This window comes from Hyphomicrobium sp. (genome assembly GCF_009026145.1).
Taxonomy (GTDB): domain Bacteria; phylum Pseudomonadota; class Alphaproteobacteria; order Rhizobiales; family Hyphomicrobiaceae; genus Hyphomicrobium_A.
Genome location: NZ_WBUE01000008.1, coordinates 95,517 through 122,053, shown reverse-complemented (window position 1 = coordinate 122,053; position 26,537 = coordinate 95,517). Strand labels below are relative to the sequence as shown.

The 26,537-nt window shown below is 66.9% G+C and carries 25 protein-coding genes; 13 read left to right on the top strand and 12 right to left on the bottom strand.

The annotated features are described in order from the left end of the window. Nucleotides 1–25: 25 nt before the first annotated feature. From F9K20_RS09010 to F9K20_RS09000, 3 genes are read right to left on the bottom strand one after another with little or no spacing between them, the layout of a single operon-like run. Nucleotides 26–511 carry an HPr kinase/phosphorylase gene (locus tag F9K20_RS09010; RefSeq protein ID WP_291000184.1) on the bottom strand — a complete coding sequence of 162 codons (486 nt, stop codon included), beginning with the start codon at nt 509–511 and terminating at the stop codon, nt 26–28. After that, the gene (locus F9K20_RS09005) at nt 495–2,555 is read right to left on the bottom strand and encodes a stimulus-sensing domain-containing protein (RefSeq protein ID WP_291000181.1); all 2,061 of its coding nucleotides are present in this window, start codon (nt 2,553–2,555) and stop codon (nt 495–497) included. The genes F9K20_RS09010 and F9K20_RS09005 overlap by 17 nt, the downstream gene beginning before the upstream one ends. A 14-nt stretch (nt 2,556–2,569) precedes the next feature. After that, nucleotides 2,570–3,280: a response regulator transcription factor gene (locus F9K20_RS09000; protein WP_291000261.1), complete on the bottom strand. Its 711-nt coding sequence runs from the start codon at nt 3,278–3,280 to the stop codon at nt 2,570–2,572. Nucleotides 3,281–3,419: 139 nt separating this feature from the next. Here F9K20_RS09000 and F9K20_RS08995 point away from each other — a divergent pair, with 139 nt between their 5' ends. Continuing rightward, nucleotides 3,420–4,178 (top strand): DUF2470 domain-containing protein, encoded by a 759-nt coding sequence (locus F9K20_RS08995; protein ID WP_291000178.1) that lies wholly within the window; start codon nt 3,420–3,422, stop codon nt 4,176–4,178. Nucleotides 4,179–4,344: 166 nt separating this feature from the next. Here F9K20_RS08995 and F9K20_RS08990 read toward each other — a convergent pair whose 3' ends face one another. Continuing rightward, entirely contained in the window at nt 4,345–6,054 is a 1,710-nt protein-coding gene (locus F9K20_RS08990) for a L,D-transpeptidase family protein (RefSeq protein WP_291000176.1), read from the bottom strand. A gap of 177 nt (nt 6,055–6,231) precedes the next feature. Then, on the bottom strand, nt 6,232–6,804 hold the full coding sequence (gene pyrE / locus F9K20_RS08985; protein WP_291000173.1) for an orotate phosphoribosyltransferase: 573 nt from the start codon (nt 6,802–6,804) through the stop codon (nt 6,232–6,234). 170 nt (nt 6,805–6,974) lie between these two features. On the opposite strand from pyrE, the gene F9K20_RS08980 reads away from it, so the two are divergent. The 4 genes from F9K20_RS08980 (at nt 6,975) to F9K20_RS08965 (ending at nt 11,919) form a co-directional block, all read left to right on the top strand. Further along, nucleotides 6,975–8,783, top strand: coding sequence for a glycosyltransferase family 39 protein (locus tag F9K20_RS08980; protein ID WP_291000170.1), 1,809 nt, complete (start codon nt 6,975–6,977; stop codon nt 8,781–8,783). A 214-nt stretch (nt 8,784–8,997) separates the two neighbouring features. Next, nucleotides 8,998–9,756, top strand: a complete 759-nt coding sequence (locus tag F9K20_RS08975; protein ID WP_291000167.1) for a TlpA disulfide reductase family protein — start codon at nt 8,998–9,000, stop codon at nt 9,754–9,756. A gap of 220 nt (nt 9,757–9,976) precedes the next feature. Continuing rightward, on the top strand, nt 9,977–10,909 hold the full coding sequence (locus F9K20_RS08970; protein WP_291000165.1) for an HAD family hydrolase: 933 nt from the start codon (nt 9,977–9,979) through the stop codon (nt 10,907–10,909). Continuing rightward, nucleotides 10,909–11,919 (top strand): hypothetical protein, encoded by a 1,011-nt coding sequence (locus F9K20_RS08965; RefSeq protein WP_291000164.1) that lies wholly within the window; start codon nt 10,909–10,911, stop codon nt 11,917–11,919. Before F9K20_RS08970 ends, F9K20_RS08965 begins: the two co-directional genes overlap by 1 nt. Before the next feature lie 125 nt (nt 11,920–12,044). Here F9K20_RS08965 and F9K20_RS08960 read toward each other — a convergent pair whose 3' ends face one another. Then, the gene (locus F9K20_RS08960) at nt 12,045–12,398 is read right to left on the bottom strand and encodes an endonuclease domain-containing protein (RefSeq protein ID WP_291000162.1); all 354 of its coding nucleotides are present in this window, start codon (nt 12,396–12,398) and stop codon (nt 12,045–12,047) included. 806 nt (nt 12,399–13,204) lie between these two features. On the opposite strand from F9K20_RS08960, the gene F9K20_RS08955 reads away from it, so the two are divergent. From F9K20_RS08955 to F9K20_RS08945, 3 genes are all read left to right on the top strand, one after another. Further along, entirely contained in the window at nt 13,205–13,705 is a 501-nt protein-coding gene (locus F9K20_RS08955) for a hypothetical protein (RefSeq protein WP_291000160.1), read from the top strand. Nucleotides 13,706–13,856: 151 nt separating this feature from the next. Further along, on the top strand, nt 13,857–14,861 hold the full coding sequence (locus F9K20_RS08950; protein WP_291000158.1) for a tetratricopeptide repeat protein: 1,005 nt from the start codon (nt 13,857–13,859) through the stop codon (nt 14,859–14,861). Nucleotides 14,862–14,926: 65 nt separating this feature from the next. Further along, on the top strand, nt 14,927–15,136 hold the full coding sequence (locus F9K20_RS08945) for a PspC domain-containing protein (RefSeq protein WP_291000156.1): 210 nt from the start codon (nt 14,927–14,929) through the stop codon (nt 15,134–15,136). On the opposite strand, the gene rsmD is transcribed toward F9K20_RS08945, so the two are convergent. Continuing rightward, complete coding sequence (gene rsmD, locus F9K20_RS08940; protein ID WP_291000154.1) at nt 15,133–15,699, bottom strand: 16S rRNA (guanine(966)-N(2))-methyltransferase RsmD; 567 nt, start codon at nt 15,697–15,699, stop codon at nt 15,133–15,135. The two genes, F9K20_RS08945 and rsmD, sit on opposite strands and share 4 nt — an antisense overlap. Further along, nucleotides 15,696–16,586, bottom strand: coding sequence for a pseudouridine synthase (locus F9K20_RS08935; protein WP_367115900.1), 891 nt, complete (start codon nt 16,584–16,586; stop codon nt 15,696–15,698). Before F9K20_RS08935 ends, rsmD begins: the two co-directional genes overlap by 4 nt. A 31-nt stretch (nt 16,587–16,617) precedes the next feature. Here F9K20_RS08935 and F9K20_RS08930 point away from each other — a divergent pair, with 31 nt between their 5' ends. Both F9K20_RS08930 and F9K20_RS08925 read left to right on the top strand, forming a co-directional pair. Further along, the gene (locus F9K20_RS08930) at nt 16,618–17,076 is read left to right on the top strand and encodes a nucleoside deaminase (RefSeq protein WP_291000152.1); all 459 of its coding nucleotides are present in this window, start codon (nt 16,618–16,620) and stop codon (nt 17,074–17,076) included. Between the two features lie 203 nt (nt 17,077–17,279). Further along, the gene (locus tag F9K20_RS08925) at nt 17,280–18,050 is read left to right on the top strand and encodes a hypothetical protein (RefSeq protein WP_291000150.1); all 771 of its coding nucleotides are present in this window, start codon (nt 17,280–17,282) and stop codon (nt 18,048–18,050) included. Nucleotides 18,051–18,102: 52 nt separating this feature from the next. Here the strand turns inward: F9K20_RS08925 and F9K20_RS08920 are convergent, their stop codons facing one another. Next, nucleotides 18,103–19,095: a patatin-like phospholipase family protein gene (locus F9K20_RS08920; protein ID WP_291000147.1), complete on the bottom strand. Its 993-nt coding sequence runs from the start codon at nt 19,093–19,095 to the stop codon at nt 18,103–18,105. 94 nt (nt 19,096–19,189) lie between these two features. Further along, nucleotides 19,190–20,473: a phosphoribosylamine--glycine ligase gene (gene purD / locus F9K20_RS08915; RefSeq protein WP_291000143.1), complete on the bottom strand. Its 1,284-nt coding sequence runs from the start codon at nt 20,471–20,473 to the stop codon at nt 19,190–19,192. 109 nt (nt 20,474–20,582) lie between these two features. Between purD and xseA the strand changes: the two genes are divergently transcribed. Both xseA and F9K20_RS08905 read left to right on the top strand, forming a co-directional pair. Continuing rightward, nucleotides 20,583–22,061 carry an exodeoxyribonuclease VII large subunit gene (xseA, locus tag F9K20_RS08910; protein WP_291000140.1) on the top strand — a complete coding sequence of 493 codons (1,479 nt, stop codon included), beginning with the start codon at nt 20,583–20,585 and terminating at the stop codon, nt 22,059–22,061. Nucleotides 22,062–22,138: 77 nt separating this feature from the next. Further along, on the top strand, nt 22,139–22,378 hold the full coding sequence (locus tag F9K20_RS08905; protein ID WP_291000137.1) for a DUF2093 domain-containing protein: 240 nt from the start codon (nt 22,139–22,141) through the stop codon (nt 22,376–22,378). Here the strand turns inward: F9K20_RS08905 and lpxK are convergent. Further along, the gene (gene lpxK / locus F9K20_RS08900) at nt 22,375–23,433 is read right to left on the bottom strand and encodes a tetraacyldisaccharide 4'-kinase (protein WP_291000134.1); all 1,059 of its coding nucleotides are present in this window, start codon (nt 23,431–23,433) and stop codon (nt 22,375–22,377) included. The genes F9K20_RS08905 and lpxK overlap by 4 nt on opposite strands. Beyond that, nucleotides 23,423–25,450, bottom strand: a complete 2,028-nt coding sequence (locus tag F9K20_RS08895) for a glycosyltransferase N-terminal domain-containing protein (RefSeq protein ID WP_291000132.1) — start codon at nt 25,448–25,450, stop codon at nt 23,423–23,425. The genes lpxK and F9K20_RS08895 overlap by 11 nt, the downstream gene beginning before the upstream one ends. A gap of 347 nt (nt 25,451–25,797) precedes the next feature. Between F9K20_RS08895 and F9K20_RS08890 the strand changes: the two genes are divergently transcribed. After that, nucleotides 25,798–26,535 carry a sulfur transferase domain-containing protein gene (locus F9K20_RS08890; protein ID WP_291000129.1) on the top strand — a complete coding sequence of 246 codons (738 nt, stop codon included), beginning with the start codon at nt 25,798–25,800 and terminating at the stop codon, nt 26,533–26,535. Nucleotides 26,536–26,537: the final 2 nt, after the last annotated feature.

The window sequence follows — 26,537 nt, the reverse complement described above, 5'->3', positions numbered from 1 at the left end:
GGCCACGGCGCAAGTGGATTTGCTGTCATGTTTCCTTGGCTTTGTCGGGCCCCCTCGCGGCCCGGGCGAGGGCCAGAAGCAGCTTCACGGGTGCGGAGGCCTCGAAGGGGGCAACCCGCAGTAAGGGCAGGCTGATGCCGAGAAAGTCCCGCCGCGGCGGCGGATCGGGCAGCCGCTCGATGGTCTCCGGGGCAGCCAGCTCCACCACGAGTGCAAGCTCTGCGCTTCTTGCATATGGGACCGCGAGGACGCCCATGCCACGCACCTCGAGCTGCCCGCGAATGGTTGCCGGCGCCTCGACACGCAACCGGCCGTCGACCGCCGAGACGAGCACACGGTCGTCGGCAACAAGTAGTGCGGGCGCAGGGATGAGGGGGGTCGGTGCAAGGGCAAGGCAGCGCAGTGCCAGATCGGATTTTCCCGCGCCGGAAGGACCGAGGATCAGCGCGGCGCTGCCGCCTACGGCGATCGCCGTGCCATGGTGTGTTCGCGTATCAGGTGCGTCGCCCACCGGGCGCTCCTCCGCGCTGCGCCATGCCGGCGATCGGCAGCCGCACGGTGAAGCGCGCCCCGCTCGGCTTGGCGCCGGGCTTGGCGCCCGCTTCGTAGCGATTCTCGGCGACGATCTGGCCGCCGTGCGCCAGAGCGATCTCGCGCGAGATGCTCAAGCCCAACCCAGAGTTCTTGCCGCGGCTGGTGTCGGTCGCCGGCCGGTCTGAATAGAAGCGGTCGAAGATGATCTCGAGACGGTCCTCGGGAATGCCGGGGCCCTCGTCGTCGACCAGAATCTCGACGAATGGCGCAGCGACGCGTGCATGCACGGTCACCGTTCCGTCCTCGGGCGAGAACGAAATGGCATTGTCGATGAGGTTGGTCAGCACCTGCCCCAGGCGCCCCTCGTCGCCGTTGACGCTGAAGGCGCCGCTGAACGGCTCGCTGCCGATGGCCAGCATCACCGTACGGCTGTCGTCGCCGATGATGTCGCGGAATATGGCGACGACGTTGCGCAGCATGGCCGTTACGTCGATCGAGCGCATCTCCTTGCGGGCCAGCTCGGCATCGAGACGCGAGGCATTGGAGACGTCGGTGATCAGCCGGTTGAGCCGCTTCAGCTCGCCCTGGATCTGCGCCACCAGATGCATCCGCTCCTCGTCCGTTTTGGCAAAGCTCAGCGACTCGGCGGTGGAGCGAGCTGCGGTCAGCGGGTTCTTGAGCTCGTGCGCGACGTCGGCGGCGAACTTTTCGCTCGCTTCGATGCGCCGGCACAGGGCGCTGGTCATGGCCTGGAAGGCCTCGGCCATCTGCGCCACCTCGTCCGTGCGCCCGGAGTACTCGGGCAGCTGCGTGCGCGCCTCGATGTTGTGGCTGACGAGCTCGGCCGCAGCGGAGAGACGGCGAATAGGACCGGCGACCGTGCGCGCCAACAACAGCGAGGTCACTACCGAGGCGAGCAGCGCAACGGCAGCGAGAATGAGAATGACGATGCGCTCTTCCTTCAAGATCTTGTCGATCTGGCCGGGGCGCGTCGACAGCAGCAGCACGCCCTGCACGTCGTTGAAGCGGACGATGGGCTGCGCGATAGAGACGATCTGCTCGCCCTTGCGGTTGAGCAGCAGCATGCTCTTCTCGTGCCCCTCGAGCGCGTCTCGCACCTCCTTGTAGGCCATGCCGTTGCCGGTGCCGATCTCCTGGTAGACGGGCAGCGTCTCGCGGAAGAAATAGCGCGTGATGCGGCTCCAGACGTTCTGCGTCTTGGTCGAATCCTCGTCGTTGGCCGTGGGCTCGTTGCGCATCGCCTTCCAGCGCGCCAACGTCTGCGCCGTGTCGACGATCAGCGTTCCGTCGCGTCCGTAGATGCGCGCGCGGGTGTTGGTCGGCTGAATGAGCTTGCGCAGGATGGGCGTCACCTCCTCGGGATGGATGGAGAGCTCGAGCGAGGCGAGGCCGTCGTCGGGGAACCTGTTCACCGCCGGCGGGGCATCGGGGATGGCATTCGGATCGATGACGATCTGCTCGCGCACGACCTTGGCGTTGGCGGCGATCGCGTCGGCGATGATCTTGCCCTGCGTCTTCAGGGCGTCGAGCTTGGCGTCGATGAGCCAGGTGTGGAACCAGCCGAGATAGAGGATGCCGCCGACGAGGATGAAGAACCCGATCAGGTTGGAGATCAGGATGCGGCGCAGGAGGCTGGCAGAGAAGAAGCGGACGATGCGCTGGCGGCTGAGCCAGGCTTGCAGCGGTGCCAGCGCCTTCGGCGTGGCGCCGCCGACGGGCTCGACGTGCGCGGCAGCCGTCTGGGCGCCGAGCGCAATGGCGCTGGCGGTGCGCCGCGCCGCGGCGGCGGATTGCCGGACCGCCGAATGCGCTGCAGCAGCGCCGGACTTTGCCGCCGATCGGATGGATTGTGAGGCAGTGCCCGCCATTTCGGTAGACACGCGGGCCAGTCGCGTCGCGGCTGCCACGATCGCAGTCCAGATGTCGTTCGCAAAGCCCCTGAGGCCGGCGAACCCGTTCGACAGCTGATGCTGCTCGGATCGCCCGGTCTCGAGCGCCATCCTACCTCCGCGCCTCAAGCTTCCTTGAAGCGGTAGCCAACGCCGTACAAGGTCTCGATGACATCGAAATTGTCGTCGACCTGCTTGAACTTCTTGCGCAGCCGCTTGATGTGGCTGTCGATGGTGCGGTCGTCAACATAGACCTGATCGTCGTAGGCAGCGTCCATCAGCGCATCGCGCGTCTTCACGACGCCGGGGCGCGAGGCGAGCGCCTGCAGGATGAGAAACTCCGTGACGGTCAGCGTCACCGGCTTGTTGTCCCAGTGGCAGTTGTGACGCTCGGGATCGAGCTTGAGCTTGCCGCGCTCGAGCACGCGCGCCGCCTCGATCTCCGGAGTGGCGCTGGGGTCCTTGGGTTGGAAGCGGCGCAGCACTGCCTTGACGCGCTCGACGACGAGCCGCTGCGAGAAGGGCTTGGCCACATAGTCGTCGGCGCCCATCTTGAGGCCGAACAACTCGTCGATCTCCTCGTCCTTGGAGGTGAGGAAGATCACCGGCATGTCCGAGCGCTGGCGCACGCGGCGAAGAAGCTCCATGCCGTCCATGCGCGGCATCTTGATGTCGAAGATGCCGAGATCGGCGGGGTCCTCCGACAGCGCCTCCAGCGCCGAGACGCCGTCATTGTACGTGCGCACCTTGTAGCCTTCTGCCTCCAACGCCATGCGGAGCGAAGTGAGGATGTTGCGCTCGTCGTCGACCAGCGCGATCGTGCTTTTTTCTTTCATCATGTCCCGACCCTGCGGCAGAGCAGCACCCTGCCGCGCTTTATGGCTCCAAGGTGTATCAATTGTGGCGAAGCCAATTTCGTGATTTCTGTCTGAACGTTATCTGAATAGGTTGGACACAGGAAGCGGACGAGGCGGCATGTCTGTTGAAGAGGCTCCAAAACAGCCGAAAATTTCGGGCGTTAAGGAAACCGCGCTGGCGGCTCGGGTGATGATCCGGGAGGCCCTCAAAGGCGCGCTGGCGAGCGCGCTGCAACCGTCCGGGCATCCATACGCCTCCCTGCTGCTGACGGCAACCGAGCCCGACGGCAGCCCAGTTTTCCTGATTTCTAAACTGGCCCTGCATACCAAGAACCTTGCCGCCGATGCTCGCGCGAGCCTGCTTATCGATGCAACCGGCACCGAGGCCGACCCGATGGCCGGCGCCCGCATCACGCTCATCGGCGAGGCGCGGCCGACGACGAGTGCGACCGCGCGTCGCCGCTTTTTGGCGCGTCATCCTGCCGCCGCCGGCTATGCCGATTTTCCGGACTTCTCTTTTTACGCGTTCAGCATCGCCAGCGCGCACTATATCGGCGGCTTCGGGCGCATCGTCGACCTGCCGCGCGCGGAGCTGCTGCTCGATGTCGGCGATGCGCAGGCGCTGATCGAGGCCGAGCCCGGCATCGTTGAGCACATGAACGCGGACCACGCCGACGCCATCGAGCTCTACGCGACGCGCCTGCTCGGCGCCGCGCCGGGGGCCTGGCGCATGACCGGCATCGATCCTGACGGCTGCGACTTGGTGCTCGGCGCGCGGGCGCTGCGCCAGGCGTTCGCTTCGCGCGTCAGCAATGCCGAGGCGGCACGCAAGGAGCTGGTGCGCCTGGTCGGCGTCGCCCGCTCGCAAGCCGCTTAGCACTCACATCACCAAGAGTGTCTGTTGAGGCTGGCGTGGATCCCGACCTTCGTCGGGATGACGTCGAGAGTACGCACAACGCCGGCCCCATATCCGCGGGGTCAGCGTCAGGCCGACAGCGGCGAAGGCCGCATCGCCTTCCTCGCGACCGACGCGTCGCCAGTTGTTACCAAAAGAATGGTTTTCCCTGGGGTCCGCGCTTCGGCTTATTGCTGGGTTGCCGCTTCTGGCTCGGCTGGTCCCAGAAATTGAAGAAGCCGGGCTGCCAATTATTGCCGCTGGCCGGGAACATACCCCAAGGATCGGCCGGAGGCGTGGGCTTACGCGTCTTGAATCCGCCCTGCGGCTGATTGCTCAGCACCGCTACAAATTCGGTACGATAGTTGGTCTCGCGGCTCAGCGGTTCGTCCGAGACGATGATCGAGGATCGCGGCAGCGCGGTCGGCGCGATGCGATCGAGCACGTCCTGCGGGATGCTGACCCGGTCGAGCGCGTTCTTGGCTTCGTCCCCGCTGTCGATCGTGACCGCGGTCCAGCGCAGTCCCGCGTCGCCCTGCGCCATCGCCGTGAACACATGCGTGCCGATGGGCCTCTCGGGGTCGCGGATGGTGACCGGAACCTCGATGGTCGCATCGAACACCTCGCCGCCGTCCGGCCACGGCTTGCCCGTGTTCCGCCGCACGTAGAGCTTCTGCGTCGCCCGGCTGATGTAGAGCGAGACCGGAACGAGCGCGAGCTTTGCTTCGTCCGCCGCCTTCGCCGTCTCCGTCTTCCGGGTTACGGCCGCCTTGGCGGCCTCCGCTGCCTTGGTCGCGGCATCGGCTTTCGACGTCGCATCGGCTCGGGCCGCGTCGAGTTTGGCACTTACTTCGGTGGCCTTGGCGGCGGCCTTGAGCTTCCTTTCCTCGGCCTTGGCCACGTTCGACTGCGCGGAGGCGATTGCCTTTTCGGCGGCAGCGAGATCGGCGTCGGCAGAGGATTTCTGCCGTTCCGCTTTGGCGGCATCGGCCGGCTTGGCTGCGACCTCGACCTTCGCGTCCGTATCGGCCTTGCCAATGTCGAGTGTCGCGCCCGCCTCCGCGGCCTTGGCAGCGGCCTTGAGCCCTTGTTCCTGCGCCTTGGCCTCGCTCGACCTGGCCTTGTCGAGCGCCTTTTCGGCTGCAGCGAGGTCGGCGTCGGCGGAGGACTTCTGCCGTTCTGCCTTGCGCAGCGACGCCTTTGCGGATGCCGCCTCGCGGGCTGCTTGCTTAGCCGCCTTCTTCGTCTCCTCGACCGCTTTGACGGCCTCGGCGGCGTCGCGCGCGAGCGTCTCGGCACGCTGCGGAGCGGCAGCCATGGCCTCCGCGTTCGGTACCAGCAGCGCCGCGTGAGAAAACTCGACGGGCGCTGCGTCGTCCGGCGAGATGATCACCCGCATCCCGATGCGCGTCGTGTCGAACATCCTATCCGCAAAGCCGTACGGCATCCGCACGCAGCCGTGCGAGGCGGCATACCCCGGCAGCGGACCGCCATGCATCGCTATGCCGTTCCACGTAAGGCGCTGCATGTGCGGCATGTGGGCGTCGTCATAGAGATTGGAGCGGTGGTCGATGTTCTTCTGAAGAACGGCAAACACGCCGGCCGGCGTTTCGCGCCCCTTGACGCCGGTCGACACGGGCGCTCTTACGATCCAGCCGTCGGCGTCATAGAACGTGACCTGCTGCGATTTGATCGACACGATCGCCATGATCGGCTCGCCGGCATCTCGCGCCGCCGCCTCGCCGGAAGAGCCCCGCTCTCTCGCCCAGGCGTCGGTGGTCATCGCCGTCAGCGCGGCAATGGCCGCAATCGTTGCGACGACGGAAAGTGCTAAACGCCGAACTGTTGATTGCGTCATGGTAAATCTGCGATCCCAGGCCCTTCGGTTTGATGCCAGCCCGTGCTTGCCTCGATCAAGTGTCAAAATTGCGCTGTCTGGATTGGCTGGCCGGACGCGGCCTCTGATGTGCTCTTGGGGACACTCCGCCCCCCGCCCAGGCGCGCCTTTTCGCTGTCTGCCGGCGCCGTCCCGCACTCAAGCCTTGAAGTCTTCCAGCGTCAGCAGCGGCGTCAGCGTGAGGCCGGCGGCGGCGAAGGCTTCGTTCGCGCCCTCTTGCCGGTCGACGACGGTGACGACGCCCACCACCTCGGCGCCCTCGGCACGCACCGCTTCCGCCGCCTTGACGGCCGAGCCGCCCGTCGTCGTCACGTCCTCGACGATGACGACGCGCTTGCCTTTCAGGTTGTCGCCGGCGGGAAGGCCCTCGATGAGGCTCCGGGTGCCGTGCTCCTTGGCCTGCTTGCGCACGAAGAAGGCGTTGATCGGCCGCGCGCTCGTCTGGCTGACGGCGGCGACCGCCGCGGCGAGCGGAACCGCGCCCATCTCCAGCCCGCCGATGAGATCGGGCTTCTTTTCGGCGATGGCTTCGAGGATCAGCGTCGCGATGGCGTGCGCGCCTTCCGCGTCGAGCATCGTCGGCTTCATGTTGAAGTAGTAGGTCGAGGTGCGCCCCGAGGCGAGCTTCACCTCCTTGCCCGACTGGAACGAGCGCGCCTTGATGATCTCGATGAGCCGCGCCTTCAGCGCCTCGTTTCCGCCAGCCGACATGCCGCCGCCCTCTGCGCTAGTGTGATGATCGAGAAATTCGCCATGTGCGCGGCGATGTGTTTCCCGCACCGGCTTGCGCAATCGCCTGACTGCGCTATCAGTGTCAAGCCCGCGGGCTGCCCGTGGAGACGGATATCCCTGAGCCCAACGGGGCTTGCAAGCGCCCGCCCATGAGCTTCTTTCCCTTGACGCTGGACCGCCTGGAGCGCGGCTCGACGCAGTGGCTGGACAGGCTAGCCGCCCGCCCGCGCCTTGCCGCGGCGGCGCTGTTAAGCCTGGCGCTGTTCGCCTACCTGCCCGGCGTCTTGCTGCTGCCGCCGGTCGACCGCACCGAGGTCGTCTACGCGCAGTCCGCGCGCGGCATGCTGGAGCGGCGCGATGCTTTCGACGCCAGCTACGAGGGCGAGCGCTTCGCCTTCCGTCCCATCGGCATCTACTGGCTGCAAATGGGGGCCGGCCAGCTGCTCGGTCGCGACGCACGCGGCGCCATCGCCACCTACCGGCTGCCGTCGCTCATCGCCGGCGTGCTGGCGGTGCTGGCCACGTGGTGGCCGACGCGCCCGCTCATCGGTGAGCGCCGCGCCATCATCGCCGCGGCGCTGTTCGCCGTCTCGCCCATCGTGGCGCTGCAGGCGAGCCTCGCCATCCCCGAAGGCCCGCTGCTGCTGTCGATCGTCGTCGCCCAGCTCTGCCTGTTGCGCCTCTACTGCGCCCTTGAAAGCGACCGCCGCAACGGGCTGTGGCTGGTGCTCGCCTTCTGGGCGGCGCAGGGCGCCGGCATGCTGCTCAACGCGCTGGCGGTGCCGATCCTTTCCCTGTCGACCATCGCCGCGCTCTACGCCTTCGATCGCCGTCTCGATTGGCTCAAGCGGCTGCGCCCGCTGCTCGGCGTCCCATTGATGGCGGCGGTTGCCGCGCCGTGGCTCATCATCCGCGCCCACTTCGACGGCGGCGTGCCGTTCGCGGGCCTCACCTTCGGCGAGCTGATTCGCGCGCTGGGCGGCGCCCAGGACATGAAGTGGAAGGCGGCGCCGCTCACCTTCACGCTCGCTTTCCTGCTCGGCTTCCTGCCCGGCGCCCTGCTGCTGGTGCCGGCACTGCAGAACCTGTGGCGCCAGCGGGCGGCGGCGCTGCAGCGCTTCCTGTTCGCCTGGATTGTCGGCTACTGGCTGTACCTGGAGCTGATCGCTTCGAAGCCGGCGCTGTACACGGTGCAGGCGATGTTCCCCGCCGCCGCCGCGGCCGTTGCCTTGGTGCTCGACCAAGGTCCGCCGGAGGCGGCATTGCGGGAAGGACGTCTCGCCATCCCGCCGCGCATGCTGCGCCTGCCGTGGTGGCTGGTGCTCGCCGGCATGCTGGTGCTCTACGTCGGCGGCCTGTGGTTCGCCGGCGTATCGCCGAGCGTCCTCGTCATCCTCGGCGCCGTGCTCGTCACCGCACTGTTCACGCTCGCTGCGCGTGCCGCGACGGGCGGTTATGCGGCCGCCTGGCTCACCACCAGCGTCGCCGGCTTCGTGCTGTTCATCGCCTTCACCTTCGCCGTGCTGATGCCGCACATGCGCCTCGGCTGGCCGGCGCCGCGCATCGCCGAGGCGATTGCGCCGCTGCGCCGCTGCGTCACCGGCCCCGTGGGCGTCGTCGGCTTCCGCGAGCCGTCGACGACCTTCGTCCTGGGGCGCGGCAGCAACGCCAACGTCGAGACGATTGCCGGCTGGATGGCCGGCGGCGAGGACGCCATCGCTGTCGTCGAGGACCGCTGGCAGGGCGACCTCGCCCAGGCGCTGGCCGCGCGCAACGCCAGGCGGCCGGCGCGGGTGGGCTGCGTTACGGCCTTCAACGTGATGCGCGGCTGCCCGCTCAGCTTCTCCATCTACGCCACCGGCCATAGCGCGCTCGACCCCGGCTGCAAGCTCGCCGAGCGCTATGCCTGCCGGTCGCCGCTGCCCGCCGCCTCCGAGGCCGATTCGCGCTGCCGCTGACGGGGCCCCTTTTCGCCGCGCGAAGCGGCAGGGCCCGTCATGGCGAAGCCGTGCTCCGCACGGACGCGCCCCGCGCCTAGGCGCGGCCATCAGCTCGCGCTACGGCGCCGCAAGCAAAGCTTCTCCCCCCCCCTCGTGTCACCCTTGAGACAACCCTTCCAAAGCGCTATGCCGCTGCCAAGCACACTGCACCCCCCTATGAGAAAGGTCGCCCATGGCCTCGCCGCAATTCAATCCCGAAGCCCCGCCCGAGCTCATCGCATCCCAGTGGTTCAACGCCGCCGAGCCGCTGTCGCTCGCCAAGCTGAAGGGCAAGGTCGTGGTGCTCGTCGCCTTTCAGATGCTGTGCCCCGGCTCGCTGCGCCATTCGCTGCCGCAGGCTTCCCGCATCGCCCGCGCCTTCTCGGGCGACGAGGTCGAGGTCATCGGCCTGCACATGGTGTTCGAGAACCACAACGACATGACGCCGTCGCTGCTCGAGCCGTTCCTCAAATCCGAGCACATCGAGATCCCGGTCGCCGTCGATGCGCAGAACGGCTCCGGCCTGCCGCAGACCATGGAGGCCTACGGCATGCAGGGGACGCCGACGCTGCTCATCTTCGACCGCCAGGGGCGCCTGCGCCGGCACTACCTGGGCGCCGTCGACGACGTGCGCCTCGGGGCCGAGATCATGGCGCTCGCCATCGAGGACAAACAGGCGCCGCGCGAAGAGTCCATCGCCATCGAGCAGAGGCTGCACGCCGCCCTGGTCGATCCCAACGAGCACCACCATCACCACCATCATGACGGCGAGTGCTGCGGCGGGCATCACCACCATGAGCATGCGCACGATCACGACCATGATCACGAGGGCGGCTGCTGCGGCGGCAAGCACGCGCACGATCACGGCCACGATCACGAGGCCGGCTGCTGCGGCGGTCACGACCACGGCCACGAGCACGCGCACGGCGAAGGCTGCGGCTGCAAGCACTGAGCTAATCCCCCCTCTCCCCGTCCTTACGGGGAGAGGGTCGGGGTGAGGGGCAGCCGCTTGCGCGGCGCCAGTTTCTGCCCCTCACCCTAACCCTCTCCCCACGCCAAGAGGCGTGGGGAGAGGGGATGCAGCCTTCAATCCGCCCCCCGAATCGCGGCATGGTCGCGCATGCAAGTCGAGGCGGAGCCTCGCAATGCAAGTCGAGGCGCGGAGATGAGCCATGATCGAGCGCGTGGCGGACGGCGATGACGTCGGCGAGGTCGCGGAAGCCAAGCCGCGCGAGCGCGCCAAGGCCAAGGCGGCCTTCGACAAGAAGACCATCGCCCTCGTCTACGACTTCGACGGCACGCTCTCCCCGCGCCCGATGCAGGACTACGCCTTCCTGCCGCAGATCGGCGTCGACCCCGCGCAGTTCTGGAAGGAATCGAACGCCATCGCCCGCCGCGAGGGCGCCGACGGCCTCATCACCTACATGCGGCTGCTCTACAAGAAGGCGAAGGCCGCCAACGTGCGCATCGACCGCGCCGACCTCGTCGCCCAGGGCAAGCGCGTCGAGCTGTTCCCCGGCGTCGAGGAGTGGTTCGACGCGATCGGCAAGTACGTGAAGCTGCGCGCCGAGACGCACGGCATCGCGCTTCGCCACTACGTCGTCTCGGCGGGTCTAACGGAGATCATCGAGGGCACGCGCATTTTTAAGCGCTTCCATAACGTGTTCGCTAGCGAGTTCTGGTTCGAGGCCTACGAACTGCCGTTCCCCAAGCGCGTCATCACCGACACCGGCAAGACGCAGTACCTGTTCCGCATCAACAAGGGCATCGAGGATCTGCGCGTCGGGATCAACGAGCACATGGACGAGGCGGCGCGCCCCATCCCGTTCGCCAACATGATCTATTTCGGCGACGGCGACACCGACGTGCCGTCGATGGCGGTGATGCGCAAGAACGGCGGGCACGCGGTGGCGGTGCATCCGCCCGGCAAGGGCAAGAAGAAGTGCGTCGAGCTATTCAAGGCGGGGCGTTGCGATTTCTTCGCCCCCGCCGACTACCGCCGCGGCTCGGAGCTGTTCAAGCGCACGTGCCTGTTATTGGACCGCGTCCTCGCCGACATCCGCGTGCAGGAGGAAGTCTGGCGCCTGGGGCGGGAAGTCAGGTGATGGGCTCATCCAAGAACAAGCGCGATGCGGCTGGATCTCTTCAGCTCGATTTGCGCGAGGGGGACTCCGTCCAGCACCTCTGGGGGACTGCCGATGGACTTTTGGTAATTTCGCGCTGGCGAACGTGTAGAATACGTACCCCGGACTGCATTGATCCAGATCGCCAGCATTCCGACGCGCCCTGGCAACAATCCATCGTGTTCGAGCTCGGGACCGAGAGTCCTCTGGTGGCGAGGTCTCTTGTTCAGGTTCAGGAAGTTCTCAAGTCGGTCTGGCCAGAGTCTGACGGCCGAAGGTCCGCCACTTTTGACATTGCATTTCGTGTTCTGAAGGCATTGCTGACACTAGACCGGATAATTAACCGGATAAGAACGGAGACCGAGGCGCATGTTGAAGTGGTGTCCGCCTCAATCGAGCAATACACCGTCGGTCAGGCACCCAAGCCCATCCCGCCCATCTTGACGTTGGAGGAAGATTTCAAGTCGTTCGCGCTTGAGGTTCGTCAGTGCTTGAACCACATGACCGATATCTTCGACCTGATTGATGCGGGCGTTAGCCCGGGCCGCTTTGATCTAGCGCGCGAAAAGTTGAAGAAGAAATTTGGAGAAGATGCTGCGATCCTCAGGATGCTTGAGGGGGACGCGAGGTGGATAGAGCTCTGGATTGCAGTTGCGAACACGGTGAAGCACCCCAAAAAGACGGAACGTATTGTTGTCAACGATTTGCGCCTTCTACCTGACCGTCGAATCCAGCTTCCTACTTGGCAACTGTTTCACTCGACACGTTGCCTCGATGCTCCTCAGGCGCTCTTGGAGTCAGCCGACATCGTGATCCAGAACTTGTTGGGCTTGTTTGAGAACCTCTTTGTCGTCGTTATTGACCAAGTGTTGCCGGCGCTCCCTTCCGGCCTTCAATGGGTTCTCGACGATATTCCTGAAGCTGAGCGGGACCCAAAATGTCCCCAGCGGTACTTGCTGTCTATCGGGATGCGCAACGCGCGTCATGCTTAGATCGATCTGCCTGCGCCCCCTGCTCGCGCCGACGGCATTCCGGCGCGCCGCAAGGCGCGCCTGCCGCACTCATCCCTCTCCCCGCAAGCGGGGAGAGGGCTAGGGTGAGGGGCAGCCGCACGCTCCTACTTCTGCAGCTCATGCAGCAGCCACTCGAGCACGCCATCCATGTTGCGCTCGACGTCATCGTTGGTGACGCGGCACACGCGATAGCCCATCCGCTCAAGAGCCGCCGTGCGCGCTTGATCGGCGGCGATCTCTTCATCGAGTCCGTGCGTGGCGCCGTCGACTTCGACGATGAGTTTCTTCTCGCGGCAGGCAAAGTCCGCGAAGTAGGGTCCGATGGCTGCCTGGCGCACGAACTTGAAGCCGCCGAGCCGGCGGCTGCGCAGCTCCTCCCAGAGCTTCGCCTCGGCTGTGACTTGCCGCGAGCGCAGCGCCCTTGAGCGGTTCGTGCGCCATGGCTGAGGCCCACGCATGATCCAGCCCCCGTGAGGTTTGTCCCAGCTTTTGCCCCTCACCCTAACCCTCTCCCCATGCCTTGAGGAGGCATGGGGAGAGGGGATACGGGCCCATGCCTTGAGGAGGCATGGGGAGAGGGGACAGGGGCGCGAGACTTATCCCCGCCTCCGCATACACCCTTATCCTCTCCCCATCCCTGCCCGTTGAGGGACGCATCAGCTGAGCGGCCGACGCGGGGCAGGGACCGGTGCCCGGTTGAGGCGGCGTTGCTTTCCGTTCGCAGCGTCGACGCGAGGATCAGCTCTCCTCAGATGCCGGGGCAACGCACCGAGGCTGGGCGATGCTGGCAACAGCGCGCACGGACGCCCTTCGTCAGCGGCACCGTTCACTTGCGAACGGCGCAGCCGCCAACGGTCCTGAGCGATGACAGCCCGGCCCGCGAAGCGCCGGGTGGGACCGAAGGCCCGTTGCCGTCGTGAAGAGCACCCTCGGCTTTGCAGCTACCGCACGCGGGCGCCGAAAGGTCGCCGGATTGTTACCAGGATGGCGGTCGTTTGGCGCCCGCGCTCCCTCGTTCTTTGACATCCCTCGGGGCCATTGGCTCGCGAGACCGTCACGTCGCGCGCGCGCTCCCGCGGTGGCAGTGGGAAACACCACGCCGTTGTGGATAGCGCCGGCCAGAGCCCACTTGCGGCGCGCCGTTTCGGCTAACCTCGGTGCAGCGATTCTGCGTACCACCCCGCAATGACCTGCGCGGCCGATGCCGCAAGCGCCCCGTGTCGCGTCTCAAGGCGCCGTAGAGAACGCACTCGGGAGGCTCCATATGATCAAGCCATTTGCTCTCGCGCTCGCGGCGGCCATCGCCGTGCCCGTCTACTCCGGCCCGGCTTTCGCCACCGACTACTGGGACTGGAGCATGGGCAGCGGCAGCCCGACGACGCGGGCGAAGCGGGCGCGCGTCAAATATGCCAGGCGCTACCACAAGGAGGGCCCGACCAAGGTCATGGCCTACGTGAAGCGCGAGGGCGAGAAGGACGAGGTGGCCGAGCGCCGCGAGTTCACGTGCGCCGAAAAGGTGCGCGGGCTCGGCACGCAGTGGATCGGCACCGAAGGCGCCATGGACGCCGCCAAGAAGGATTGGATGGAGCGCGTGCGCTACGACTACGGCGAGTCGTTCCTCGACATGAACAACGCCAAGGATTTCGTTTCCCGCTGCGGCCGCGTGTCGGTTGGCGAGGTGGCTGGGCAGGTGATGTACCGCTGCGAGATCGTCGCCCGCCCGTGCAAGGGGCTGATGAACGAGACCAAGGCGGCTGCGAAGTAAGACGCTAGGGCTGTTGCACTTGCGGGCGGGGCGGGAGAGATCCCATACCCGCCCGCTTTTTGTCTGGCGCGCAGTTGGTTGATCCGGCGCAAGGCCGGCGCGCGCGGCCTCTCTAGGCTTCAGGGAGCTGATTCCACAGCGGGGGTGCGCCATGATCAAGACAGCTACGCATAGCCTTACGCTTCTGGGTGTCGCCCTCATCTTCACCCTCATCGGCGGTGCGGCGCGCGCCGATGTGCTCGCCGACTGCAGGACGGCCAAGTCGGGCGAGCAGCGCATCGCCGCCTGCAGCGAGATCGTTGCCTCCAAGACCGCCGCGTCGGCCGAGCGCGCCGAGGCGTTGCGGCGCCGCGCCGATGCCTACGCTGCGCGCGCCGCTCACCGCGAGGCTGCCGCCGACTACACGGAGGCGCTGCGGCTCGAGCCGGCGTCAGGGCCGGCCATCATCGGCCGCGCCCAGGCGCGCCTTGCCGTGGGCGACGCCGACGGCGCCATCGCCGATTTCACCGATGCGATGCGGCTCGGCGGCCGCTCGGCCGGCTTGTGCGTTGCCCGTGGGTACGCATGGCTGCTGAAAGGAGATGCCGATGCGGCGATCGCCGATTTCACGGCCGCGATCGAGCTGCAGCCGAAGAACGCCAGCGCCCACAACAATCGCGGGCTCGCCTACCGCAAGAAGGGCGATCTCCCCGCCGCCATCGCCGACTATTCCGCCGCCATCCGGCTCAATCCGGCATTTGCGCAGGCCTACGCCAATCGCGGCTACGTCTACGAGGCACAGGGCGACCAGCTCGCCGCGGCCGCCGACCTCGAGCGCGCGCTGTCGCTCGATCCGGCCTTGACCGGCGCCGCCAGCGGCCTCAAGCGTCTCGGCCAGCCGAGCGATGCCACCGCGCGCAGCCAGAAGCTCATCGCGCACGGCAAGGAGCTGGCGCAGAAGAATTGCGCCTGGTGTCATGCCGTCGACAAGTCCGGCGACAGCCCCAATCCGCGCGCCCCGCGCTGGCGCGACATGGCCGGGCGGCACCCCATCCTGGCGCTGCGCGAGCCGCTGTCGCGCGGCATCGCCCGCCCGCACGACGAGATGCCGAAGTTCGAGCTGTCGGACGCTGAGGTCGACACCATTATCGCCTACATCAACAGCCTGTCGCCGTGAAACTTATGGCCGAAGTGAGCGTTTGCTGCCAGACATCGCCACGAGGTACGGAAGGAGGCTCCCCAATGTCGGTCGATCCGCTCAGCCAGCCCTTGATGCGCGTGCGCCAGGGCCGGCTTATCGCCGGCGTATGCGGCGGCATCGCCAAGTGGCTGGGGTGGGATCCGACGCTGGTGCGCCTCGGCTATGTCGTGCTGTCGGTGATCTCGGTCGGCTTCCCCGGCATCATCATCTACATCCTGTTGTGGATATTGATGCCGCAGGAGCCGGCCTAGGCGCTTGGCGTATAGCGCGCGAAGATGACTTGCGTGTCGCCGTAGGCGCGTCGGTCGAACTCGGCAAAGCCCGTTGGCAGCGCAGGCGAAATCCCCGCCCGCTCTTCGAGGACTACAATCGCCCCCGGTACCAGCCATCGGCCTGCCGCCAAGGAGGCGAGAGCCCGCTCGCCGAGGCCCTGCCCGTAGGGCGGATCGAGAAAGGCGAGGCTGAACGGCGCCATGGTGCCGGCCGGCCCGAGGTCGGTCGCCTCGCGGCGGAAAATGCGCGTCACGCCGGTGAGCCCGAACTTCTCGATGTTGTTGCGAATGAGCGCCCGCGCCTCAGCCTCGCTGTCGACGAACAGGCAGAACGCCGCCCCGCGCGAGATGGCTTCGAGGCCGAGCGCGCCGGTGCCGGCAAAGAGGTCGATGACGCGCGCGCCCTCGAGCGAGAAATCGGCGACGCCGTGGGCGAGGATGTTGAACAGGCTTTCACGCACGCGGTCGGCGGTCGGCCGCAGGCCCTCGTGCTGCGGGCCGGCAATTGGGCGCCCGCGCAAGGATCCGCCGACGATCCTCATGCCTCCTCGCTGCGCTTGGCGTTGCGCGCCTTGCGCTTGGCGCGCTCCTCCTCGACCGGATCATAGAGGCCCAGCTCCTCGGCGAGGCGCGGTCCGAGCTGATCGGCGAGCACCCGGCGCTTCACCGGCTCCGCCTCGCCGGGCTTCAAGTCGAGCAATTGAAACGGGCCGTAGGAGATGCGGATGAGGCGGTTCACGTCAACGCCGAGGTGGCCGAGGATGCGGCGTACCTCGCGGTTCTTGCCCTCGCGCAGGCCCACGGTGAGCCAGGCGTTGGCGCCCTGCACGCTGTCGAGGCTCGCCTCGATGGGGCCGTAGCGCACGCCATCGATCTCGATGCCGTCCTTCAATTTGTCGAGCGCCTCCTGCGTTACGCGGCCGTGTGCGCGCACGCGGTAGCGCCGCAGCCAGCCGGTCGATGGCAGCTCCATATGGCGGGCCAGTGCGCCGTCGTTGGTGAGCAGCAAGAGGCCCTCGCTGTTGAAGTCGAGCCGCCCGACGGAGACGACGCGCGGTAGCCCCTCGGGCAGCGACTGGAACACGGTCGGGCGCCCTTGCGGGTCGCTATGGGTGGTGACGAGCCCGCGCGGCTTATAGTAGCGCCACAGGCGCGGCGGCTCGGCCGAGGGCAGCGGCTTGCCGTCGACGAGCACCTTGTCGCTGGCCGTCACCTCGAAGGCCGGCGTCGTCAGCAGCCGGCCGTTGACGTTGACGCGGCCCTGTTCGATCCATCGCTCGGCCTCGCGCCGCGAGCACAGGCCCGCTCGCGCCATCGCCTTGGCGATGCGCAACGGCTCGTCGGGCCCCGCGGCGGGTTTTGCCGGTGGTTTACGATGCTTGGCACCGGGCTTGCGATTTTGGCGCTTTGCTGGTTTGTCGACGGGCATGGAGTTCGAATGCGATTTGAGCGAGCCCCTTATGACACCTGAGCGCGATCAGGGCCACATGCTGCGCGCGCTATCCGAAGCGCAGGCGGCGGGGCAGCGCGGCGAGGTGCCTATCGGCGCCGTCATCGCCGGGCCGGAGGGTGCGCTGCTGGCGGCGGCGGGAAATCGCACGCGCGAACTGAACGATCCGACCGCGCACGCCGAGCTGTTGGCCATTCGCGCCGCCTGCGCCCGCCTCGGCTCGGAACGGCTCACCGGCTGTGACCTCTACGTGACGCTCGAGCCGTGCCCGATGTGCGCCGCGGCGATCTCGTTCGCGCGTATCCGGCGCCTCTACTACGGCGCCTCGGACCCGAAGGGGGGCGGCGTGGAGCACGGCCCGCGCATCTACAACCAGACGACCTGCCACCACGCGCCGGAAATTTATACCGGCATCGGCGAGGCCGACGCGAGCCTGATCCTCAAGGCATTCTTTCAAGCCAGGCGCTAGGCGACGTTCCCGGCACTTATGGAGGAACGAGGCGGGGTCCGGCTCTCGCCACGGCAAGCCGAGGGAAGCCAGCCGGCATTTTGCTGCCGATCAAGCCATAGGGATGCACGACGTTTTAGTTTTCTGCGCCGAGCGTATTCCGTTGGTGCCGCTTGCGGCGTCTACCCGCTGCGAAAACGATCTCCGACATCGAGGAATAGTCAGTGAGTGCCCTGCAAATAAGCACGATGATATTCGCTCTGGTTATCGCCGCTAGCATAGCGGGGGTTCTGCTTGCTCCATCTCTGTCGGCCAAATATTTGAGTGCCAACGACTCCAGAGAGTTCTTCAAAGCCGTCCGGAACGTCATCATTGGATTGGTGTCATTCAGCCTCGGTTTGCTTGTAACGAGCTCGAAGACTGACTTTCAGAAGCATAGAGATGAGCTGAAGGGGCAAGCGACCAACATCATCGTTCTCGATCGCGTTCTGAGAGACTACGGTCCGGAAGCCAACCCGGCGCGAGCCGAGCTGCGTCGGACCGTCCTCAATGAAATCCATCAGATACAACTCGCGGCGAATGATCTTGTTGCCGACGCAAAGGCGATCGGCGCCTCGCACATGGGAAAACTTCGCCTATCGCTCATTCAGCTAAGCCCCAAGAACGAGGGCCAGTCACTGCTCAAGGCGACGGCGCTTGGCATCGGCCAGCAAATCGTCACATCCCGTTGGCGGATCTATGAGGACCTGAGCAGCAACATCATATGGCCGGTGGTTGGTGCGCTCGTTTTCTGGCTCATGGCAGCGTTCTTCGCCATCGGGGTGATAGCACCGCGGCATGCGTTGGCTCTGGGCGGCCTGCTCGTCGCCTCACTATCGGTTGCGGTCGCCATGTACCTCATCGTCGAATTGGGCGCGCCCTATGAGGGGCAAATCACCATTTCTCCGCAGCCTCTCGAGGAAGCGGTGGCGCAGATTTCGGAAGTGCCCGGCTGAGAGAATTCCGCCAAGGTCGTATGTCGAGCCCACGTTCATGAGCGCGCAGCTCCTAGCCCTTGGCGGGATGGCGGCGCTTCAATAGCGGGCGCCGCAGGCGCAGTCGTTGCGGGGCGGCTGGCGGCGGCAGGTGGTCGATCGCCTCGGGGGCGGGGAGCGTTTCGGCTTCGAGCATGCGGGCGAGTTGCGCCTTGACGCGCTCCTTGGCCGGCTCGGCGGCGGCGAGGATCTCGTCGATCTTGAGGAAGTCGAGGATCTGGAAGCGGCTGGTGCCGGCGTCGATATAGAGGTCGGGCTGCCGCGTGCGCAGCTTCTCGCGGATGATGGTGCGCTCGAAGATGAAGTTGGAGGCGAACAGCGTCTCCCACGCCTTCGGTATCTCGCGCCCGGGACGCCGCACCGGCGCGCCGCTGGCGTCGACGGCGACGGTCAAGTCGGCCTCGTCGGCGATGAGGTCGAAGGGCAGTGGATTGACGAGGCCGCCGTCGATCAGCACGCGTCCTTCGATGACGACGGGCTGAAAGATGACCGGCAGCGCCATGCTGGCGGCGATGGCGGGACGCAGCGGCCCGGACGCGAACACCACCGATTCCTGCGCGTAGAAGTCGGAGGCGACGACCTTCAACGGAGTCGCCAGGTGATCGAAGTCGCGCGCGATGCGCGCCGGCAGGATGATGTCGAGCAGCTTCTCAGGAGCGAGGAAGGCGGGGCGCGGTGCCAAAGCATTGAAGAAGCCGCCCGAGGTGCGCACGCGAGCGGAATAGAGATCGCGCACGAGGTCGAGGCGCTTCTTGAGCACCTCGAAGGCGTGCATGCGGATCTGCTTGCCGCTGAGGCCCGAGGCGTAGGCGGCGGCGAAGATGGCACCGATGGACGTGCCGGCGATGATCTTGGGGCGCAGGCCGAGCTCGTCGAAGGCCTCCAGGATGGGGATATGGGCGAGCCCGCGCGCACCGCCGCCGCCGAGCGCCAGGGCGATACTGGGCGTACCCGCGGGAGAGGCAGGTACGGGTGCTGGACTGACCGGAACTGACTTTCTGCTCATCGAAGGTTTGCGGTACTATAGCGGATGGCGGTGCAGCTTAGCGTGCAAGCTTATCGCGATTTGTGCCGGTCGAGGACGGTACAGCCGTCGCACGCTAGGCAGGGGCTTTTTCCCGCGCGATGGCGCGCCAGCCGATGTCGTGGCGGTAGAATCCGCCGGGCCAATCGATAACGGCCGCGGCCGCATAGGCGCGCGCCTGCGCCTCGGCAACGGTTCGCCCGCGCGCCGTGACATTGAGCACCCGCCCGCCGTGTGCGAGCAAACGATCGCCGTCGCGACGGGTTCCAGCGTGGAAGATCTGCACCCCATCGATGGCGCCCGCGGCCTCGATCCCCTTGATCTCGCTGCCAACCTCGGGCGCCCCGGGATAGCCCTTGGCGGCGAGCACGACCGTCAGCGCCGCGTCCTCGTGCCAGCGCACATCGAAGGTGTCTAGCACGCCGTCGACGGCGGCGAGCAAGGCCGGCAACAGGTCGGATTTCAGGCGCAGCATGAGCACTTGCGTCTCGGGGTCGCCGAAGCGCACGTTGTATTCGATGAGCTTTGGCCCTTCGGCGGTGATCATCAGCCCGGCGAACAGCACACCCTTGAACGGCGTGCCGCGCCTGGCCATCGCCGCGACCGTCGGCTCGATGATCTCGCGCATGGTACGCTCGACCATCTCGCGCGTCATGACGGGAGCGGGCGAGTAGGCGCCCATGCCGCCGGTGTTGGGTCCAGTGTCGCCATCGCCGACGCGCTTGTGATCCTGCGCAGCCGCCAGCGCCCGGGCATGCTTGCCGTCGACGAGCGCGAAAAAGCTCGCTTCCTCGCCGGCGAGGAACTCCTCGATAACGACCTCGCTGCCGGCCTTGCCGAATGCCCCCGAAAAGCAGGCATCGATCGCCGCCTCGGCCTCGGCGCGCGTTTGCGCGATGGTCACGCCCTTGCCGGCGGCCAGTCCGTCCGCCTTGACGACGATCGGCAGCTCTTGCCGGGAAAGGTAGGCCTTGGCGGCGGCAGCATCTGTGAAGCGGCCATAGGCCGCGGTTGGAATATTGAACTCGCGGCACAAGTCCTTGGTGAAGCCCTTCGAGCCTTCGAGCTGCGCTGCCGCCTGCGTCGGCCCGAAGCATTTGATGCCAGCGGTGGTCAGGTCATCCACGAGCCCGGCAACCAGTGGGGCCTCCGGGCCGACGACGACGAGGTCGATGGCGTTGTCCTTGACGAAGCGGATCACCGCCGTGTGGTCGGCCACCGGTATCGGAACGCACGCGGCCACTTCCGCAATTCCGCCGTTCCCGGGCGCACAATAGAGCTTCGTTAACAGCGGACTGGCGGCAAGCTTCCAGGCGAGCGCGTGCTCGCGGCCGCCGGAGCCGATGAGGAGAACGTTCATTCCTTAGGCGTCTCTCGAAGCAAAAGCGGGGACTTGCGCCGGACCGGGCCTTCGCCGGGCGCGGACTGATGTATCATCGAATCGAAATGCCACCAACGAGCCCCACAGCGTGAACCAACCGGCACCCCAGTCACAGCCCGGCGGCAACGTCGCGACCTACACCGTCTCCGAGCTTTCTGGCGCCATCAAGCGCGCGCTGGAGGAAGGCTTCGGCCACGTGCGCCTGCGCGGCGAGATCTCCGGCTTTCGCGGCGCGCATGCCTCGGGCCACTGCTACTTCGCGCTGAAGGACGACAAGGCGAAGATCGAGGCCGTCATCTGGAAGATGACCTACGGGCGCCTGAAGGTGAAGCCCGAGGAAGGCATGGAGGTCGTCGTCCAAGGGCGCGTGACGAGCTACCCGGGCTCCTCGAAGTATCAAATCGTCATCGAGAGCCTAGAGCCCGCCGGGCTGGGGGCGCTGATGGCGCTGCTCGAAGAGCGCAAGCGCAGGCTCGCCGCCGAGGGTTTGTTCGCCGAGGAGCGCAAGAAGCCGCGGCCCTTCCTGCCGCAGCTGGTCGGCATCATCACCTCGCCGACCGGCGCCGTCATCCGCGACATGCTGCACGGCTTCGCCGAGCGCTTCCCCACGCGCGTCATCGTGTGGCCGGTGCGCGTGCAGGGCGAGACGTGCGCCGTCGAGGTTGCCGCCGCCATCGCCGGCTTCAACGCCATCGCCCTCGGTGGCCCGATCGGCCGCCCCGACGTGCTCATCGTCGCCCGCGGTGGCGGCAGCCTGGAAGACCTGTGGGGGTTCAACGAGGAGATCGTGGTGCGCGCGGTCGCGGCGAGCCGCATCCCGGTTATTTCCGCCGTCGGGCATGAAACCGACTGGACGCTGATCGACCTCGTCGCCGATGCGCGCGCGCCAACGCCGACCAAGGCGGCGGAATGGGCGGTGCCGAAGTTTGCCGATCTCGCCGACAGCACCGAGAAGTGCGGGGCCCGCTTGACGACGGCCGCGCGCAACATTCTCCGGCACGCGCGCACACATTTGAAATCTGCATCGCGCGGACTACCGCGGCTCGAGGACGTGATCGCGCTGCCGCGCCAGCGTTTCGACGCCTGCGAGAAGCGCTTGGGTCGCGCCCTGCTCGCCAACGCCCGCGCGCATCACACGCGCTATGCCCGCATCTCGGCACGGCTGCGTCCGGCGCCTATTCTGCACCGCATCGCCGTGTGCGGCGAGCGCGCGCATACCCAGCAGGCGCGTGCCGCGCAGGCGTTGCGCAATGGCGTCGCCGCGCGCCGCCGGCAGCTCGAAGGCTGCAGCAAGCTGCTCTCAACGCTCAGCTACCAGAGCGTGTTGCAGCGCGGCTTCGCTCTGGTGCGCGATGCCGAAGGGCGCACCGTGCGCTCTGTCGCCGCCGTCGCGCCGGGCGACCGCCTCGACGTGGAGCTGCGTGATGGGCATATCGAAGCGGAGGCTCAGAGGGTACGCGCTACGGGCAGCAAGGATCCAGCACCGGCAGCGCCCGCACCGCAACCTTCGCCGGGCGTGCGGCGCGCCCGCGGGCGTGGCGGCAGCAGTCAAGGCTCGCTGTTTTGATCGTCGAGCCTTTCGCAGCGCTTGACGCGCCTGCCGCGATTGGCATTGTGGGTTGCTGACATCGGCCAGAGACGCGCATGAACAGAATCGACAGGTTCTTCGGCCTCCGCGGTGAGGCGAAGGTGAAGTTCCTTAACGGAGAGTTTCAGGTTCTCTCGCCGGGCGACTTCGTGCGCTGCGCCGTGACGGGCGAGCCGATCATGTTGCCCGATCTGCGCTATTGGAGCGTCGAGCTGCAGGAGGCCTACGCCTCGCCGGAGATCTCCATGCAGCGGTACCTGCAGATGCGCGACAAGCTGCAGCGCGACCGCCTTTAGCGCGGCGGCGGCCGGTGCCGTCGCGACGTACCCTGCAATGCCGCCTCGATCAGCGAGTTGAGCCGCCCCAGGTCGCGTCCTTCGATCCTCATCTCGATCGGTAGCGTGCGCATCTGTGCGGCGAGGGCAGCGAGCGCCGCGTCGCCGTGGAGGCGCACGAAATCCTTCTCGGTGGTGACCAGTTGGGCTCCGCTCGCCTGCGCCTGAGAAATGAGCCGATCGGCGTCGGCGGTGCTGAACGGGTGATGGTCGGGGAAGGAGACGCCGTCGATCAGCCGCGCACCCAAATCTTCGAGCAGACGATAAAACCGGCGCGGGTTGGCGATGCCGGCGAAGGCGAGCACGGGCTTGCCGGAAATCCAGCTCGTGTCGCCGGAGGCGGCGACGCGCGCCACCAGCACCGGTCCGGGAAAGCCTTGCCTGAGAACGGCGTGCACACCGCGCTCGTCGTCGATGTCGGGTGGATCGCGCACGATGATGGCGTCGACGAGCCGGATCTGGAAATCGAGCGAGGCGCGCAGCGGTCCGGCTGGGATCACCTCGCCATTGCCGATACCACGCTTGCCGTCGAGCAGCGCGATCGAGAGGTCCTTGGCGACCCCGCCGTTCTGCAAACCATCGTCCATGATGGCGACGCTCGGCTGCCGGCGATCACTTTCGATGGCGATGATGCCGGCGCGCCGGTCGCGCGCCACGAGCGTCGGCGCGACGGCAGCGAGCAGCAACGGCTCATCGCCGTAGGTTCGTGCTGCATCGGACATATCTTCGACCCACGCGGGGCCCGCTGTCCTGCCGCCGTAGCCGCGCGTCAGGAAGGCCGGTCGCTCGCCGCGCCTGATCAGCAGCCGGGCGATGGCTATGGCCAGCGGCGTCTTGCCAGTGCCACCGGCGGTGAAATTACCGACGCAGATGACCGGCAGCCGCGAGCGGTATGGCTGGCGGCGGTAATAGCGCTGCTCGGCGATCCAGCCGTAAAGCCGGCCGAGCGGCGCGAGCGCACGCTGGCGGACATCGCCGGTGCCGCCATACCACCAGGACGGCTCGTCAAGACGCACGCTTCAATCTCTCATCCGGGAGGTAGCGCAGCAGCGCCTCGACCGTCTTGTCGAGCGCGCCCGACAGGGTGGCCAGCGCCTGCGTCGCTCCCGAGCGCATGCGCTGCAGCTCGGCAGGGCTGTCGAGCAGCCGGGCGACGGCGTTGGCAATGTCGGTGGCGGATTTGACCTCGATGGCCCCCTCGTGGCGCAGCAGCGTACGGTAGGCATCACGGAAGTTTTGCCAGTGAGGGCCGGTCAGCACGGCGACGCCGTGGCGCACCGCCTCGATGGGGTTCTGACCCCCACGGTCGATTAGCGAGCCGCCGATGAAGGCAACTGGGGCCAGCGCATAAAGCGTGCCGAGCTCGCCGATGGTGTCGGCGATGTAGATGTCGGTGCGCGGCCCCGGCAGCACCCCGAGCGAGCGCTGTGCCACGGAGAAGCCGAGGTTCTTCAGCGTTTCGGCCAGCGCCGTGCCGCGCTCGGGGTGGCGCGGCGCGATGATCGTGCACAAGCGCTCGAACTGGCGCGCGAGGGTGCGATGCGCGACGGCGATCGTCTCTTCCTCGCCCTCGTGAGTGCTGGCGGCGGCAAATACCGGCCGATCGCCGAGGGCTTCCTTCAACCGCTCGAGCTCGTTGAGGTCGACGGGCGGCGGCGGTGCATCGATCTTGAGGTTGCCCACGGCGTGAACGTTGCGCGCGCCGAGGGCGGAGAAGCCGAGCGCCATGCGCTCGTTCTGCGCCAGAATGATATTGAAACGGCTGAACAGCGGCATCGCTACCGACTTGTTGCGCTGCCAGCGGCGGCGGCTGCGGTGCGATAGGCGTCCGTTGACGAGCGCAATGGGAATGTTGCGGGCCGACGTCTCCAAGATGAGCGAGGGCCAGATCTCCGATTCGGTGAACACGGCAAGATCGGGTTGCCAGTGCTCGAGAAAGCGTGCCGCGTATTCGGGCGCATCGAGCGGGACATACTGGTGCACGGCACGCGGGCCGAGACGGCGCTCGGCAAGTCCAGCCGAGGTCACCGTACCCGTGGTGAGCAGGAAATTCAGGTCCGGGCGCGTTGCGCCGAGTGCCTCGATCACCGGCAACACGGCGTTCGTCTCCCCGACGCTCGCCGCGTGCACCCAGCAGAGTACGCCATGCGGACGCGCGATGGTCGCTTGACCGAGGCGCTCGCCGCGCCGGCGCCCATCCTCCTTGCCGCTGCGCTCGCGCACCTTGAGGAGGATGGGCGCCAACGGGCGCAGCAGGCTCATAGCCGCGCGATAGGCCTTAAGCCGGAAGTCGGGAGCCGTCGGCGGTGCGCTCAGATCGAGGCTCGGCGGTGTCGCCCTCGTCAAGTCCGCGCCAGCGATTTCATAGGCGCGCGCAGTCACCGTGTTCAGCGCACGCTCAAGCTGCAGGCGCGCGAACTCTAGCTCCGCTTCGCCCGCATCGGCGGGCACCCAGATCGGATCGCCGGCGACGTAGGCGAGCTTCGAGCCGGGCAGGTTTATGGTCATCCGGCTCCAGGTATTGAGGGCGCGGAATCGCGAGCTGGCCACGGCGCAAGGCACGATCGGGCGCCCCGAGAGGCGCGCCATCATGACGATGCCGATGCCGGCGCGTCGGGCAGGCCCGGGCGGCACGTCGGCCGTCATGACGATCGAGTAGCCGTCCTTCAGCGCCCGCACCGCCTGGCGCAGGGCGTAGGCGCCGCCGCGGTCTTTGCGCCGCCCGCCGGCGCCCGCCCCGCGGATGAGCTCGACGCCGAATCGGCCCATCGCCGCGCCGATCAGCTCGGCGTCTCCGTGGCGCGCCACCATGGCCGCGACCTTCGTCTCGGGCGAGGGACGAAAGCCGCTCGTCATCATGAACTGGCCGTGCCAGACGGCAACGATCAGGGGATGATTGGCGGCCAGGCGGGCAAGCGCGTCCTCAGGCTCGTAGATGGCCCGGGAGGTGCGCTTCACTAGCGAGATCATGCCGGCGAGCGCGCTTCCGGCAAGGCGGTTCAGTCTACGTGTGGTGTCAGGCGAACGTGCCATCCTCTAGTGTCCCGATTCCGAAGCTCGCCGGAGCTTGCGGCTGGGGTCTGGAGCGAGCTTCGGAAGCATAGGGGACACTAGAATCCTAAGCTTGCTAGTTTGATTGAGATCGAGAAATTTGCTCGCCACCTTACCTCTTATGATGGCGTATTTCTCGATCATCACACTAGGTGCCTCGGCGCCAGATCGCCTCATCGAGCAAGCGGTTCTGCGCGAACCACTTGCAGCTGGTTCCTATAGCGAATATTTAGCGATGGCAAACTGGGACGTTCGGGCACACACCGTCAACTTCGGCGGCCGCCCATTTCGCGGCCCGCGCCCCTAACCCTCGAAATCAGCGGACTTTAATGGCCGGATTGGTGAAGCGGGCAAAGCGCTCTTGGCGGCGCGTTGGACGCAGCCTTCGCCAGCGGGCCGCGCGCTCGCTGCCGCCTTGGCTGCGCCGCGCCGCGGGACCGCCCGCATTATATCTCGACATGCTGTTCGTCGACCATGGCATCCTGCGCCTCATCTATTGCAACAGCCACAGGATGTCGGCCAAGGCCTGGCGCTCGGCACAACCCGCCCCGCACCAGATCCGTCACTTCGCCAGGGCGGGCATCCGCACCGTCGTGAACCTGCGCGGCGCGCGCGACTGCGGCAGCTACTGGCTCGAGCGCCGCGCCTGCGAGCGCCATGGCTTGAAGCTCGTCAACTACCAGATCCGCTCGCGGGCGGCACCGACGCGCGAGGAGCTCAAGGGCGCCAAGCGTCTGTTCGAGGAGGTCGAATATCCGGTGCTGATGCACTGCAAGTCGGGCGCCGACCGGGCCGGACTGATGAGCGTGCTCTATCGCTACCTGCACGAGGGTGTGCCGCTGCGCGAGGCCAAGAAGGAGCTGTCCATAAAGTACGGCCACATCCGCCAGGCGCACACCGGCATCCTCGACTATTTCTTCGAGCGCTATCTCGCCGACAATGCCGTGCGTCCGATGCCGTTCTTCGAGTGGGTCGATACGGTCTATGACCCGGACGAGCTGAAGCGCACCTTTCGCTCCAAGGGCTGGGCCAACCGCATCGTCGACAGCGTGCTGCGCCGCGAGTAGCG